Below are 14,313 nucleotides of genomic sequence, written 5' to 3' on the forward strand. Positions count from 1 at the left end.
GACGGAATATGAAAAATCAAAAGGGTTTTACCCTGATTGAAATTCTGATTTCTCTTGTGATCGGCTCGATTACAGCGGCCGTGATTGCAAGCTATATTTCTTATTTGGCACGGCTGAATGCCCAAATGAAACTCCGCCGCGTTTCTGGTGAAGCGATTCACTCGCTTGCGGAAAGCATTCGTTTCAATCTTTCTTTGTTCCAGGCAAGTTTCGACAATAGCATTACAAAAGAAAAAGAGATGCTCGATCCAGCGAAGCTGCCGCTTGGGATCCAAAATCATAACTTGGTTCAGCGTTCTGAATGCGCCAAAGTGGCGTGCCAAGCTTATGTTGGCTACATCATTATTCCGAGTGAGATTGTGAGAAACTTATATCAAGTCAAATTTTTGGCCGTGAGTACGGATGAGGAGGGCAAGTGGCGTCAAACCTTCACTTACTTCATCACCGTAAAATAGCGCGCAATCAGCGCGGCTTTAGCATGATCGAGGTCCTCCTTGTGGTGGGACTGATGACCTTTGTTGTTTTAGGCAATACGATGTTCATCAATGATTTCATTCACCGTATGAATCAGTATGAGAAGGAATCTTCGGACGAATCGCAAATGGCAGTCTTAAACATCATGGCCGTCAATATCATGAAGAAATCGGCTTTAAGCTATAACCGCATTCGCATGGCCGATGATAACAACGCAAGCTTTTATGACTATTATCCGGATTTGCCGCTCAGTACATTTGGCACAACCGGCAGCCGCAGTTTTACCATGACGGCAAAAGACACGACGAAGTATTTCTATCTTCTAACTTCGGATGAAGCTGATTTCGATTCTTTAACCTATGAACCGATGCACGCCTACGAAGAAGTAACGACACCGTCCGATATTACTCAGGATGGAACGATTCGCTATCGCGGACTTAACACCATTCCGGATATCGATAACGGTAGCGGTAGCGTAGCGACAGATAAGCTTATGTCCAAGGTGTTTGGTGATCGCTGGGCTAACGGAAAATTATTCGTGTTGACCTGCCCGACGTATCTGCGCCCGGTTTCAGCGGCAAATACGATTAATTTGATGACTTTACCGCGGATGCCGTCCTTTATCGGCAAAGTTGTCGGCGATGATTTACAGCCCCTCTTCAACTCGGAAGCCGCCGTGACGATTACAAATTCTCATCCCGTGACGAATGCGGTTTATAACTCCGTCGATCAGTATCTGCGCACTCTGCCAACAATCGGTGGCGCGGCTCCTTTTGTGAAAATCGAGCCAGCGGTGCTTTATCGCTTCGAAATGCGGGCGAATTCAAAATATCCCGCGGGCTACGCGGATCTTGTCATGAAAAAATGGAGCCCGGGCGGTTACGGCTCTGAAATCATGGTGACCGATAAAATTCAGTCTGTTGAATTCAAAAGATCATCCATTGCTCTTCCTGTTGTCAGCCTGGAGGTTCAAAAATGAGAACGTCAGCTCGCATCCTCATGACAGCTTTAGGCAGCCTCTCGTTCGGGGTGACTTCGGCCTTTGCTCAAACCGCCTCGACCACAGCGGTGCCTAAAACGGCCGCCGATATTAATATTTTGCCGGCCTCAGGGCCGAACTTGAGCGACGTTGTTGTCGACTCACAGATGAGCTACACTCGCAGCAGCAGCAATACCACCAATTTGGATATTCATATCTATTGCTACGGTACAAATTTGCGTGCGATTCCAAATCCCCTAAGCCCGGCTTCAACAGTGACCGGCTACATTAACTATCAAGCTTTTGACGGCACCTACAAAACTTACGCCATCACCTTTCCTGGCATTGCGACAATGACAACAGACTCGCGCGATGAGGATCTTTCAACGGCTGCTGTTTCTCGTGTTTATGACTCCGCCGGAAATTTCCAATACGCCGTCAACGCGCATCTTAAAGACCGCATGATCCGCGCGGCTTTAAAAAGCACACAGAAAACGAAGATCGACCTCACGCCATCAAACGCCGAGTATGGCCGCGTTGTTGACGTCAGTGCAAAAAGCTTCTTAGTTCAAAGCATTCGCTTCGAACAAAAAATGCCACCGGGTACGACCCAACAAAAATTCATGGGCTGGGACGGTCCGCTCACCGCTGCGGTGACATGGTATGCGGCGGATAACGGCCGGCAAATCAAAGTCTATGCGGGATTTCCTGGTGAAAATCGCTTCTGCGGAGGCTTCTTCTCGCCGCTGGTTTTGAAATTTAAATCTCCGGAAAAACCGCCGGCAATTACGAAGAGCTCCCACTTCCCGGTGATGGAGCGGGATTTAAAACTGCCAGGCGGTGCTCCGAAAATTTCTTGGCCGGATTTCTCAGAAGAAACTTACTTCTTAGCAATGGATACACTCAATGACGGCAAGATTGAGTCTGGTCGAGATCTGTTTGGCGATATCAATGGTTACGAAAATGGTTTTGCAAATTTGGCTTTCTATGATGACAATAAAGACGGCGTGATTGATGCAAAAGATAAGATCTTCAGTAAGCTCCTGTTGTGGAGTGACCGCAATCACGATGGTATCAGTCAGAAATCTGAAATTAAAAAGCTGTCTGATTTAGGTGTTATTTCTATTTCTCTCACCTACCAAAAAGAAACCCGCTATGTGGGGAACTCCGGAAAAATCCTTGGTCCGGGGGAATTTACTTACAAGGATAAAAAAGGGAAAATCCAAAAAGGTTCGCTCTGGGATGTGTTTGTTACGGCGATACCATAAGAGTTTTGAGGGGGCGATATGAAAAAACTAAACGCAAAGACACTTCTGCTGGGCGCAGGAATGCTTGCAATTATCGGCGTGAGCGCGTCTTCCGTTGGCCAAAGCAATCGCTGGGAAAAGCGAATGACCAAAGACACCGTTCAAGGTGAAAAGAGCAGCGTGAACCTGCGCTCTGGGAAAAAGACACTTGAAAACGGCACTCAATCCGCGGCAACTCCGGCTCCTGCGGGTGTCGCTGATTACGGCGACGGCACTCTGCACTGCCGCGACACGCTTTTAAAGCTCAACACCCACTTTGAAAATCCTGCAGCCGCTGGCGTGTCAGAACTTGCGATCCCTGAAATGGGTCATGGTGCAAGTCGCGCTTATAACTGCGTGGATATTAAACCTGCATTGATCAGCAACGCGGGTCAGTTCGTAAATGCCGGAACGATGACGGTGAGATGTACAAATGGTCAGCTCGCAGTCGTTGCTTCAAACTGCACGGCACCGACTCCGCCGCCTTCGACCCCAACACCGACTCCCGCGGCAACGGCTACTCCAGGTACAGGACCAACTCCAACTGCGGGTAACAATACGCCGGCGTGCAATAGCTACTGTAGCGATAAGATTGCTTCGTGTACTCGCATGGGTGGTAAGAACATGGAAGTGACCTACCAGTACCGTACTTGTCAAAATGGCCAAGTCTACTTTACAAAGACCGACAAATGCGGCAGCAAACCGACCGCCTGCTACTAGCAAGTCTCAACAGGCCTCCCCACACGGAGGCCTTTTTTTTACCCTCTTCCCGGTTTGACTTCACACACATCAATGAGTCAATCTGAGAGGGCATGTTTTATTTAGCCCTGCTCTCGGGACTCATTAATCTTTCCTCCCAAACGGTCTACCAGAAGATCGTATCAATGACCGTTGGTGACCTTTATACGACGTTTATGGCCGTGCTGCTGACCTTCATTGTCGGTGCCGCGATCGGTGGATATTTTGGTTTCTATTTGAGACGATTTTTGCCTTGGATCGAGTTGTTCTCGGGCCTTTACGCGTTGATGTTGTTTATCCCCCTCTCGGGGCCGTTTTATAAATATGACATCTCGTTGCCCCTTGTGATTGCCGCCCTTATTCCGCCGGCATTTTCTTTGGGAACCCATGTGCCACTCTATAGCATCTATCTTCGTCAACAACGCTTTGGCTTTATCTATAGTCTTTATCACTGGGGCGCAATTCTGGGACTCGTCGCTTTTGAGTGGTACTTCGTGCACGCTGGCTCTGTGAAATACGCGCTGGGCTTCTTAGGTCTTTGCCAGACGATTCTTGGAATTACACTCATTATTCTTGCACGACAAAATCGCTTTGACCTGCCAAAGGCTCGCGCCGTCACAAATCCTCTACCAGTTTGGTTCAGCAAGCTGCGCGGGTCTGTGATCAGTGTGCTTGCAGCTTCGACTCTTAGTTTTTTTCATCTTTTTTGGGCGCTCAAAACACAAGTGGCTCTGACGGAAGGCTTCCGCATGCAGGCAACGATGACAAGTGCCGCGGTTCTTTTCTGGATGAGTACAGCGGGCGCGGCCTCGAAGATTTTGCCGCGCATGGAGCGCGCTTGGTTTTTCTTTCTTATTGCCGCCGGCGTTGCGCTGACCCAACTGACGTTTCCATGGATTCCGATGGCGATCACGGATCTAAATACCGGTTCGCCGGCATTTTATTTTCTGATTTCTCTATTGCTTGCGATTTATCTGACACTGCCGGTGTTTTTCTCAAGCCTCGTATTTATTCAAGAAACTGAAGCCGCCCACCAGATATTGGATATCGATCAGGCCAGTGGCGGGCTCAATCTGTTTGCAAGCTTAGGAAATATTCTCGGATTTGTTTTTGGCGCCCTCCTTGCCGGTATACTCTGGAAGACCGGGTATTTCGCCGTCTCGTTGTTAGCGGCTTTGACGTTCTATTTAGCTTTCATTTTTCAATGCAAAACGCGTAAGCCTGGAAAAATTTTGACGGCATTGCTGGCTATCAGCGCCGTGAGCGTTTTTGCTTTTTCTCACCATCAGCAGAATTATCTTTTTTTAAACCGGCTGCACAAACCCACACGCGAGATTCAAACCATGACGGATGTATGGATCCGCTCAAGCGCTCTTTCAAGCATGGCGCTTGTAACTCGCCAGTTAACAATTCCTGTGAGCGATTTACCAAAGGCGCTGCAAATTTCTACAAAGCCTGCCCGGTTCTACATTGTCGACGGCCACCTTTCCCATGATATTTTTGGCGGCTCTGAGTACATGAGTGGGATTTCCGGTGCAAAATTCTTTTCTCGTCCGCTGAAAAATTCTCTCGTGATTGGCATTGGCAGTGGCCAGGCCGCTTGGGGCCTGATGGCAATTAGTGAGCACACGGACATGGTCGAAATTTCGCCGGCCGTATTAGAAAATCTTTCAGCACTCAAAGAGTTCAATGAAGATCTTTTAGCAAATCCCCACAAGAGCATTTACTTAAAAGATGGATTTTCTTTTGTGCGCGATTGTCAGCCCGAAAGTTACGACCTGATTTTGAACACGGCGACCTACCCGTCGAACTTCAACGCCGCAAAACTTTATAGTACTGAGTTTGTCGGACTTGCGAAGAAATGCCTGAGCCCCGAAGGCGTTTTCCAGACATATTTTGATTTTAATTCCGTCATCAATATGCAGCAGCTCAACGAGTTCCTGGCTCCTCTCCGAGCGCACTTTAAATACGTCGATATTATGATAGAGCCCTATCCACAGGTTTATGCCTATAATCAGGCTCGCCAGATTGAAAAAATTCACGATGCGGATTTCCCGCGCATGGAGGACCTCGCCGTCATTCAAAGACTTCGAAGCGAGAAAAGGCTTTTTCACGGCGACTGCCAAGATTTTTTAAGAAATCCCCCACCACCACCAATTCCTGCCGAAGTCAGCAGCTTGGATCGTGCGACTCTTGAAGCCAATAGCTTTCTAAACTCTGTCGGTGCGGCCTCAGGGAACTTTGAGTTTCTGAATGTGGATGAGTTCTTTCAGCCGCCCCCAGGCCAAGTGGGCGCGTTTACCTGCGAATAGTAAGAAGTCTTCTTGAAAGACCAGAGCACAAGGAATTTGCGATAAAAAGCTCTTGTGATTACCAAGAGCCAGCTGAATTCCCAAATGCATTGCGGCCCAAAGCCAAAAGAAAACCTTTCCTGTGCGCTTATTGACGAGGGCAAGCGGCGACAAAAGCTCGACCGTCAAAACGCCAACGGCGACGAAACGCAAAACCACGACTGGCAGATTTAAAAGAAACTCGCCGACCGGAGTCGTTTTATTCTGGAATATAATCATCGCAAGATTCTCAGACCACGCCCAATCAAAACCCGAGAAGCGCAGCTTCTGCATTCCCGCAATAAAATAACTGCCGGCGATAAAGCACTTTAAGAACTGCACTGCCCAGCGGGTTTTGTCCTGCGCCGGCACCAATAAAAGCAAACACAGACAGAAATAAATCAGGGTTGTCCCATGACCGACCAAACCGAAATTATAATTGTAAGCTAAAACATAGGCACCGGTCAGCAGTGCCGCTAAAAGACTGCCGCTGCCAAAAATGCCTAATGCTGCCAAAAGTAAACTCGCGCGAAAGACCCATGTCATCCACTCTAGGCTATCAATATTCTCGAGTGGACCAAGATACTTAAAAATTCCTACCGGCTGATACAGTCCACCGAATTCGGCATAGCCCGAAGTGCTCGGCGAATTATGAAACAGTAAAAGATAAAAACATAAAACTCCGCGATAGACCTTTAAGACCATTCCTGAATCCGGTGCAAAAAAGGCGCTATTAAGTTTATCAAAGAGCTTTTGTTTCATAGAGAAGCTCTTTCTTGTCAGGATTGTTTCGTGTCGGTCCCGTAAACTCATGCCAGCTCAGCTGATACAAACGGAGAAATTTGCAGTCCCCCTCAAGGTCTTTCGCCAGCGGATCAAGGATGAGTGGCGCTTGCTCGGGGATATTTCCATCAATGCGGGCCACATAGTCTGCTTCTTGCTGAAAACGATCGAGTTCCGCCAAGTAAAACTCTTTCGCAGGCTCTGCCGGCACACAGGTGATTCTCAACATTTGAATATCTTTGCTCGAGTACGAACCCGCGTACATTGCAAACGGCGTGACAGGAAACATCTCTTTTAGCGTGATCGCTGAAGAAATCTGCAAAACCACGAAGAGCCACATTATCGCAATGGCATAAAGCTTTAAGTACTTCACCGCGACTCCGTAAAACTTTTCACCAGCGCTAAAGCCTCGCTGTAGCCACTCTTACCATCAAACCAGTGAATCTCAGTATCACGCTGAAACCACGTGCGCTGACGTTTTGCCAGGCCCATGGTATTTTGCGTGATATTTTCAAAAAGCCATTCTTTGGATTTATTTTCACGCAGGTATTCAAGTACTTCTTTGTAGCCAACACTCTGTAATGCATCCCAATCGCCTAGTCCACGCGCTAGGAGGCCTTGAACTTCTTCAATCAGCCCGGCTTCGAGCATTTTTTGCGTGCGCAGCTTCACCCGCTCACGCAAAATTTCGCGGTCCCAGCGAAGGCCGATTTTTAAAAGCGGATACGGAAATGGCGCTTGAGACTCAGCAAATTCTTTTTGAATTTGCGTCACACTCTTCCCTTCGGCGCGAATAAGCTCCATCGCTCGCCCGAGACGATAGTGATCGCGGGTATGGATTTTCTGAGCCGCTTCAGGATCGATGCGCTGAAACTCTTCATAAAGCTTCGCAGCGCCTTCCTCGGTTTTGAGAATCTCAGCAATCTCTTGCTGAATCGCCGGCGGCGTCTGACGAACAGGGTACATGCCTTTTTCAATGGCTTGAAAATAAAAACCAGTTCCGCCGACAACAAAGACCGGCTGGTCCGCCGGAAGTTTCTCCACACACGGAAAAAAGTCCCTACTGTAATTTCCCGCGGTCATCGTGGCGCCTTCAGGAATATAGTCATAAAGATAATGCGGCACTCTCGCCATCTCTTCGCGAGAAGGCTTCGCCGCACCAATATCAAGGGATTTATAGAGCTGAATGCTATCACAATTAACGATCGAGCCAGAAAGATCTTGGGCCATATCCAAAGCCCACTGGCTTTTGCCAGAGGCTGTGGTGCCAACGACAAATATAACTGGCTTCTGAGATTTCATTAAACAATACGTCCGAAATCTTTTTCAAGTTTCGCGTAAGGGTACTCCACCGACACAGGACGGCCGTGGGGGCAGAAACTTGAAAGCGGGAAATCATCCATTTCCGCAAGTAAGTTCTTCATTTGCTCAGTGCTGAGTGCTTGCCCGGCACGGACGACGGAATGGCACGCCATGGTTGCGCAAATATCGCCAACCACTTTTTCCATGCGGAAGCTGCCGCCAAGATCGAGGGCTTCAGTCGCCATCTTATCAAGGACAGAGCTCAAAACCGATTCCTTGATCAATGTCGGCGCAGCTTTTACGCCCACAGTGGTGGGCCCCAGAACCTCAACATACACGCCGAGCTTTTCAAGATCCGTGAAAAGATTTTGCAAAGCTTCCACTTTATCCGGTGTGAGATCCACGGCGAGTGGAAAAAGAAATTCTTGTACTTCCATTTTACCGCCACGCCATGCACTCATCAGACGCTCAAATACGACGCGCTCATGGGCCGCATGCTGATCAACAAACACGAGCTTATCGCGGTGTTGGCAAATGATGTAAGTCAGATTTGCCTGGCCGAGAACTTCCAACGAGGACCAATAGCCGCCCGAAGATGATGTCGAAGCCTGGCGTGCAGGCGCCGGAGCGGACTCTGCTGCCGAGTAGGACGTCGCACTTGTTGGAGCTGCCGATGATGATGCTGGCCTTACAAAAGGATTCACGGCATCCGTGCTTGGCTTGGTTAAATTTTCAACAGCTTCGCGACGAAGATCAGCTTGTTGTGCCGCCATTTGCAGAGGGAAATCTTTTTTCTGAAATTGAGTCACTTCGAAATCTTGCCCCGTGAATGCAGACTGCACTTGCGGCTGAACCAAAGCAGCGGGCTCAAATCTCAAACTGACTTCGCTAGCTCCCAATCCGACGGGCTTTGCACCTGCCTTCGGAACCGGCACCCACGGCGCTTGCTCCAAAGTATCTCGCAATGAAGCTTGCACGGCACGGAATGCCAGCGATGGGTTATGAAACTTCACTTGTGATTTTGTCGGATGAATATTCACATCAATGTATTCAGGATCCACGTCAACCCACACCACAGCGATAGGATACTCTCCGTGCATGAGAAGATTGCGATAAGCTTCCATGACAGCGGCTTGCATGCTACGGTCTTGCACCCAGCGATTTTGAGCAAAGAGCCAGATATTTTTTCCGGTCTTAGCCACTTGATGAGGGTCTGCGAATACTGCATAGGCCGAGACGTTCTCGCGATCCGCACGGCCTTCGTACATTGTTTTGATTTCGAGAATTTGCTCAACGCGGTCTTTACGTGACTTGCATGCCGGCCAGAAAAAGACCAACTCGTTTTTTTCGTAAACGCGGAACTCAACATCGTGATGCGCAAGGGCCAAAGCTTTCAAAGTGGTCTTGATTTGCGTGCCTTCAGCCGCATCGGATTTTAAAAACTTCAAACGCGCAGGTACATTGCCAAAGAGTTCTTGAATCGTGATCGTGGTGCCCTCAGAGCCACCGACAGGATCCACAGTCGTTTTTTTGCCGAACTCACTGAGAAGCTGAAACGCTTTTTCAGCACCCGGAGGACGCGATGTCAGATTCAATCTGCTGACGGCGGAAATACTCGCAAGAGCCTCACCGCGGAAACCGAACGTGCGCAACTTCCAGAGATCATCACTCTTAGAGATTTTACTGGTTGCGAAGCGCTCGAGAGCTTTTGGCAGTTGCTCTGGCGGGATCCCCTTGCCGTTGTCTTTGACCTTCACATAGCGGCCGCCTTCTGAAAACTCGACGGTGACGGAGGTTGCCCCCGCATCGATACTGTTTTCGACGAGTTCTTTGACAAGATGAGACGGTCTTTCAACCACTTCACCAGCGGCAATTTGGTCAACGACTTCTGGAGGTAAAACTTGAATTGAGGACATTGAAATTAGGTACCCCGAGGGTCCTAAAAAGGAAAACCAAAAGTGAGGCTGCCGCCCCAATACTTGGTCTTTTCCCAGTAGTACTTCACATTAAAACGCAGCGCATAAGTTTCAGCGATACGGAAGGCCAAGCCGCCGTCAAAAACAGCCCCCAAAGTCATATCATCAAGGCTGTAAGAAACCTGTTTGCCGTTTTGCAGCAGAGAGGCCTGATAATGGGAGTATTTAAACATCGGCCCGAAACCGAATGTCAGCATGTGCCACTTGCTTTGCGGATAAGCCGTTTCAAATACGAAGTCGGTAATAAAAATCCAACCCGAAGCCGGATAGCCCGTGGCTTTCTCGTAGTACCCCGGAGCAGAGAAATGAAACAGGAATTCGGCATCTGTTCGCAAATCTCCGGTGAACATGGTGTTCGGTCCCTCAACCTTGAAACCATAGAAAGGCATGTTCTCAGTGTGCAGTGAGCCCATCGTGTTTTCGTTGTAAGTCAGGTAAGACAAAACAGGTCCACGGTAACGACTGCCATAGAATGAACGCGGACGTTTCTTCTCGAGGAAATTATCTTTGCTGTCTTTTTTCTCAGGAGATTTCTTGCCGGCGTCTTGCGGTTTTCCAGCCGTGGCCGCCGCTTTCCCGGTGCGCACATCCGTGTCGGCAATCCAGCCCGTCACACCCGGCTTTAAGCGGATTTTAAAAAACGGGCCCTTTGTTTTCAAAGAAATATCGTAGACCGAACCGGCCTTCAACTGAGTCAAAACCGGAGCATCAAAGTCCGCGTCTTTGTAAACCAAAGCCCCTTCATTAATTACTTTTGCTTTTTGCGACTGAGCAAAAGCTACGAAGCTCACAAAGAACAAAACTAAAAAAAGAAAGGAGTTCAGAAATTTCATACTACTTAAAACGCATCAGCCAAACGCGGTAAAAAGCTTCAACAACGATTTTAAGCGACATCTTGCTATGACCCACACGACGGTCTTCAAACACGATCGGAGATTCCGCGCCTTTAAAGCCCTTCTTCATCGCTTTGTATTTAAGTTCGATTTGGAAACTATAACCGTTCGAAGTTACAGTGCTGAGATCAATCCCTTTGAGAACTTCTTTTTTCCAAGCGTTGAATCCACCGGTCCAATCGTTCAAAGGAAAGCCCAAAATAATACGAGAGTAAATACCGCCACCACGGGAAATGATCTTACGCAAAATCCCCCAGTTTACAGTGCGGCCACCATCGATGTAGCGAGAGCCCACGGCAAAATCATTGTCTTTCAGCTTTGCCAAAAGAGGGCCGAGATCCTCCGGGCGATGCGAAAAATCCGCATCCATCTCGGTCAATACATCAAAGCCATTATCCATCCCCCAATTGAAGCCGGCAATATAGGCGCGGCCCAAACCCTGCTTGCCAGGACGAGTGAGCAAATGAAGTTTTGGATTTGATTTCTGCATTTCCTGAACGATGGCACCCGTTCCATCCGGAGAACTGTCATCCACCACGAGAATATCAACGCCCAAGTTTTGAGCAAACACCGCATTGATGATGTTTTGGATGTTTTCTTTTTCATTGTACGTAGGAATGATGATGAGTGCTTTCATAGTGAAGCCAGAGTAATCCGCTGGACCCCATTACTCAATCATTTTTTACGCTTGGCGAGAGACTAAACGCCCCTTCTTATCCTTATGCTGAAGGGCTTCAGCCTTCTCTGGCGTAATCGTCGGCAAGTTGAGTGGTTTCGCGAGCAGATATTTTGGATCTTCACGGCGCTTTTGCAGATGCAGTGAAACTTTCTGTGCCGCCTTCTCGGGCTCTTTGACATACAAAACAGGGTCAAAGCCGCATTGTTTGCAAGCGACCGAAAGTCTCCAGCGGATTTGAATAAAGGTTTCTGTCATTGCAAGAAACACGGCCATAATAACTAACACGCGTGGATCAAAAGCTCCCCAGAAGGCATACATCACAACCAAAGCGCTCACCACTGCATAGAGGATATTCAAGAAACCGATATTACGTTTCTTGTAGATTCTTCGCGGCGTTCGGCAGAAAGCGCAAAAGCAATTATGTTTGGATTTTAAAATGCCCAAGAGTGCTCCTGTCTTTGATTGTCTAACAACCGCTCACTCTGTGAAAGTCCAGAGACAGGGGCTTTTTTTGCAAATCACTCTTTTTCTTTGTTAGACTGAGTGTATGACACATAAAAATCTCTTTAAGATTCTCGCGGTGGCTTTCCTTGTACAAACTTCCAGTACTATGGTCTGGGCAATGGGCAATCTCTCTGAGGGCTACCAAGAGGTCACCTACGACGAGCTCGTGAATGAACTCAACACCAAAAAAACATCGGTTGAGAAAAAACAAAAAGCTCCTCTGAACGAGATTCACCTCGGTGTCGGCTATGTTCACAGCTACACACAGTTGAACGTCAATCGCAGCAACACAGGCCGTTCACAGAATGGCTTGCAATTGTCTGCCAGCATGAATTTGGATTCTCCGAATCTTTACGCTGAAGGTGTTTTCCGTAACTTTTCCGGCAGCACCATTGCTCAGGAAGATCTTCAGATCCTGCAAATGGACGGACGCTTAGGTTACATCAACACATTGACTGCTCCTTGGAAGATGAATCTATTTGGCGGTTTCTCAGGCCGCATGATTCAAGCAAGCAACACAGCCAAAGATTACTCCATCAACGAATTCACTCCGTCTTTCACCGCAGGTATTGGTGCTTTGGCGGACATTCACAAAAACATCCGACTTGGCATGGAAGTGGGCGGCCGCACGTCGATCTTGGGTAAAAATACCGACAAGAACTCTGTCGATTTTGCTTTGAGCCTGAATACTTCTTTGTAAAACTAAGGGGGATGGAATTCATCCTCCCACTGATCTTGATCCCATTTCTTACTTTAAGCTTTGCGATACTGACAAATTTGTATCGTGAGCACCGCAAGTCATCGTTTGATTTAAAACCCAATTGCCTTCTGACTCGAAAACCTATCGTCTTCCTCACCGGCCCCCGTAGCATTTTCTATTTCCGCAAATACTGGAATGCATACCCGGAAATTCTTGCAGAACACGGCTACGAAGTTTTCACCCTGCCTCTTCCCTGGCGAGGCGAAGAGCGGCTTTCGCGCACAAAAACATATCTCACAAAGCAAGCCTCTCAACACCGCCAATATCATTTCATCTGTGATCGCTACACGGCTCAAGAGCTTAGAGAACTGTTCGATACATCTCCGGCAGTTGCAAGCCTCACGATTCTTGAAGATCACCATGAAGCTCCGATTACAAAGGATCCAAGCAAGAGTCTTTTGTTAGATTTTGGTTATAGAATGCATTCTGCGTTTTATCGTTCACAACAACTCCCTGTTGCCGCAGACCTTGGTCTTCACTATCCAACCTCTTCACTTTGGCTTCTTCAAGAAATGCAAAAAAAGGGAGAACAGGACTTCCTCTCGTAAACAGTTTCGTCTTGCCACAGGTCGTTAATAGTGCTGCAATCATTGTATGAGAGACGTGAGCGAGCCGACAGGGCAAAGTATCAAAGCGACTGCGAAGTATATTTTGCAATTTCTAAAACATCCTATCCAGGAAATTGCTCATCTTCCTAACTGGTCATGGAAAACTCTGATTTGGGTGCAAATCCTCTGCGCCATGGTTTCTGGTTTTGTCGCGGGCCTGACGAAGCCGGGTTTCTTTAGCATACTTGCCGGCGTCATCGTCACGCCCTTTGTGGCCACCATGATGGTCTCTGTTTTAACGGCTTTCTTGTATTACTACTTCCAAGTTTTTGAAAAACGCACCGTTCCTGCTTTGAGAATTTTCACGCTCTCGGTTTTCTCAAGTATTCCGTTTTTTATTTTGCAAATCGGCTCAAGCTTGCTGCCACCAATCACCCTTATTGGCTTTGCATTTTCAACAATGTTGATCGCAGTCGGCCTCACTGAAAATTTCCAAATGGAAAAACGACGTGCCGTTCGTCTGGCTATTGGACTGTTTGCTGTTGTCTTCCTTGTTTGGGCGGCCAACAAAGTGTCTATGGCTCGTCTTGATCGTGCGGCCAACCAACAATCTCCGTCTTCTTCCACAGAGTAAGAATTTTTAAAGTAAGCAAACATTTCTCTGTAGAAAATTAACAGAGATGTCCTCACAATTGCATCCCAAGTTGATATTTGCTCTTAAGCTTTTATAGGTCCTACCCGATCTTCACTTCATATGAAGATCAATCGAGGAAACTATACACAATTCTTCCCCCTCCTCGCCCTGCTTGGCGCACCTCTGCTTTTAAGTGGCTGCTCCATGGAGGCGGCTCTGATTAGTCTTCAAAACAAAAACCTCATTATCAGTCGCGGACAGTTGACAGGCTTTGTCTCTAGCTCGGTTCAAAATGAGAAAACCGTGTCAGGCTATAAAGTTCAAAGTTCTTCTGGCGACTACAGCGACAAAATCGAAGAAACCACCAGCGGTGGTTATAAAGTCTATATCTCAGTTCAGGGGAATATTATCTCTGGACCTTAATTAA

Annotated in this window: 16 protein-coding genes; 9 read left to right on the forward strand and 7 right to left on the reverse strand. The window is 47.8% G+C overall.

The genetic code is table 11. The features are described from left to right. The first annotated feature begins 8 nt into the window (after positions 1-8). The 5 genes from JSU04_09200 (at position 9) to JSU04_09220 (ending at position 5,789) form a co-directional block, all read left to right on the forward strand. Complete coding sequence (locus tag JSU04_09200; protein ID MBS1970474.1) at positions 9-455, forward strand: type II secretion system protein; 447 nt, start codon at positions 9-11, stop codon at positions 453-455. Continuing rightward, positions 416-1,453, forward strand: coding sequence for a prepilin-type N-terminal cleavage/methylation domain-containing protein (locus JSU04_09205; protein ID MBS1970475.1), 1,038 nt, complete (start codon positions 416-418; stop codon positions 1,451-1,453). Before JSU04_09200 ends, JSU04_09205 begins: the two co-directional genes overlap by 40 nt. Beyond that, the gene (locus tag JSU04_09210) at positions 1,450-2,721 is read left to right on the forward strand and encodes a hypothetical protein (protein ID MBS1970476.1); all 1,272 of its coding nucleotides are present in this window, start codon (positions 1,450-1,452) and stop codon (positions 2,719-2,721) included. Before JSU04_09205 ends, JSU04_09210 begins: the two co-directional genes overlap by 4 nt. An 18-nt stretch (positions 2,722-2,739) precedes the next feature. Further along, positions 2,740-3,459 (forward strand): hypothetical protein, encoded by a 720-nt coding sequence (locus tag JSU04_09215; GenBank protein MBS1970477.1) that lies wholly within the window; start codon positions 2,740-2,742, stop codon positions 3,457-3,459. Between the two features lie 92 nt (positions 3,460-3,551). Beyond that, positions 3,552-5,789, forward strand: a complete 2,238-nt coding sequence (locus JSU04_09220; GenBank protein ID MBS1970478.1) for a hypothetical protein — start codon at positions 3,552-3,554, stop codon at positions 5,787-5,789. On the opposite strand, the gene JSU04_09225 is transcribed toward JSU04_09220, so the two are convergent. Genes JSU04_09225 through JSU04_09255 form a run of 7 tightly spaced genes read right to left on the reverse strand, consistent with a single transcriptional unit; the run spans position 5,709 to position 11,884 of the window. Next, positions 5,709-6,569 (reverse strand): hypothetical protein, encoded by an 861-nt coding sequence (locus JSU04_09225; protein ID MBS1970479.1) that lies wholly within the window; start codon positions 6,567-6,569, stop codon positions 5,709-5,711. The genes JSU04_09220 and JSU04_09225 overlap by 81 nt on opposite strands. After that, positions 6,550-6,963, reverse strand: a complete 414-nt coding sequence (locus JSU04_09230; GenBank protein MBS1970480.1) for a hypothetical protein — start codon at positions 6,961-6,963, stop codon at positions 6,550-6,552. Before JSU04_09230 ends, JSU04_09225 begins: the two co-directional genes overlap by 20 nt. Then, positions 6,960-7,892, reverse strand: a complete 933-nt coding sequence (gene miaA / locus JSU04_09235; GenBank protein ID MBS1970481.1) for a tRNA (adenosine(37)-N6)-dimethylallyltransferase MiaA — start codon at positions 7,890-7,892, stop codon at positions 6,960-6,962. Before miaA ends, JSU04_09230 begins: the two co-directional genes overlap by 4 nt. Then, positions 7,892-9,808, reverse strand: a complete 1,917-nt coding sequence (gene mutL / locus JSU04_09240; protein MBS1970482.1) for a DNA mismatch repair endonuclease MutL — start codon at positions 9,806-9,808, stop codon at positions 7,892-7,894. The genes miaA and mutL overlap by 1 nt, the downstream gene beginning before the upstream one ends. A gap of 23 nt (positions 9,809-9,831) precedes the next feature. Then, a complete protein-coding gene (locus JSU04_09245) occupies positions 9,832-10,668 on the reverse strand; it encodes an SH3 domain-containing protein (protein ID MBS1970483.1) in 837 nt (278 codons plus the stop codon). A gap of 34 nt (positions 10,669-10,702) precedes the next feature. Beyond that, positions 10,703-11,398, reverse strand: a complete 696-nt coding sequence (locus tag JSU04_09250; GenBank protein ID MBS1970484.1) for a polyprenol monophosphomannose synthase — start codon at positions 11,396-11,398, stop codon at positions 10,703-10,705. 45 nt (positions 11,399-11,443) lie between these two features. After that, complete coding sequence (locus JSU04_09255) at positions 11,444-11,884, reverse strand: hypothetical protein (GenBank protein MBS1970485.1); 441 nt, start codon at positions 11,882-11,884, stop codon at positions 11,444-11,446. A 103-nt stretch (positions 11,885-11,987) separates the two neighbouring features. Between JSU04_09255 and JSU04_09260 the strand changes: the two genes are divergently transcribed. From JSU04_09260 to JSU04_09275, 4 genes are all read left to right on the forward strand, one after another. Further along, on the forward strand, positions 11,988-12,644 hold the full coding sequence (locus JSU04_09260; protein MBS1970486.1) for a hypothetical protein: 657 nt from the start codon (positions 11,988-11,990) through the stop codon (positions 12,642-12,644). 11 nt (positions 12,645-12,655) lie between these two features. Continuing rightward, positions 12,656-13,252 carry a hypothetical protein gene (locus tag JSU04_09265; protein ID MBS1970487.1) on the forward strand — a complete coding sequence of 199 codons (597 nt, stop codon included), beginning with the start codon at positions 12,656-12,658 and terminating at the stop codon, positions 13,250-13,252. Between the two features lie 55 nt (positions 13,253-13,307). Then, positions 13,308-13,886, forward strand: coding sequence for a YIP1 family protein (locus tag JSU04_09270; protein MBS1970488.1), 579 nt, complete (start codon positions 13,308-13,310; stop codon positions 13,884-13,886). A 120-nt stretch (positions 13,887-14,006) separates the two neighbouring features. Then, positions 14,007-14,309, forward strand: a complete 303-nt coding sequence (locus tag JSU04_09275) for a hypothetical protein (protein ID MBS1970489.1) — start codon at positions 14,007-14,009, stop codon at positions 14,307-14,309. Positions 14,310-14,313: the final 4 nt, after the last annotated feature.

It is taken from the genome of Bdellovibrionales bacterium (assembly GCA_018266295.1).
Taxonomy (GTDB): Bacteria; Bdellovibrionota; Bdellovibrionia; order Bdellovibrionales; family Bdellovibrionaceae; genus JACMRP01.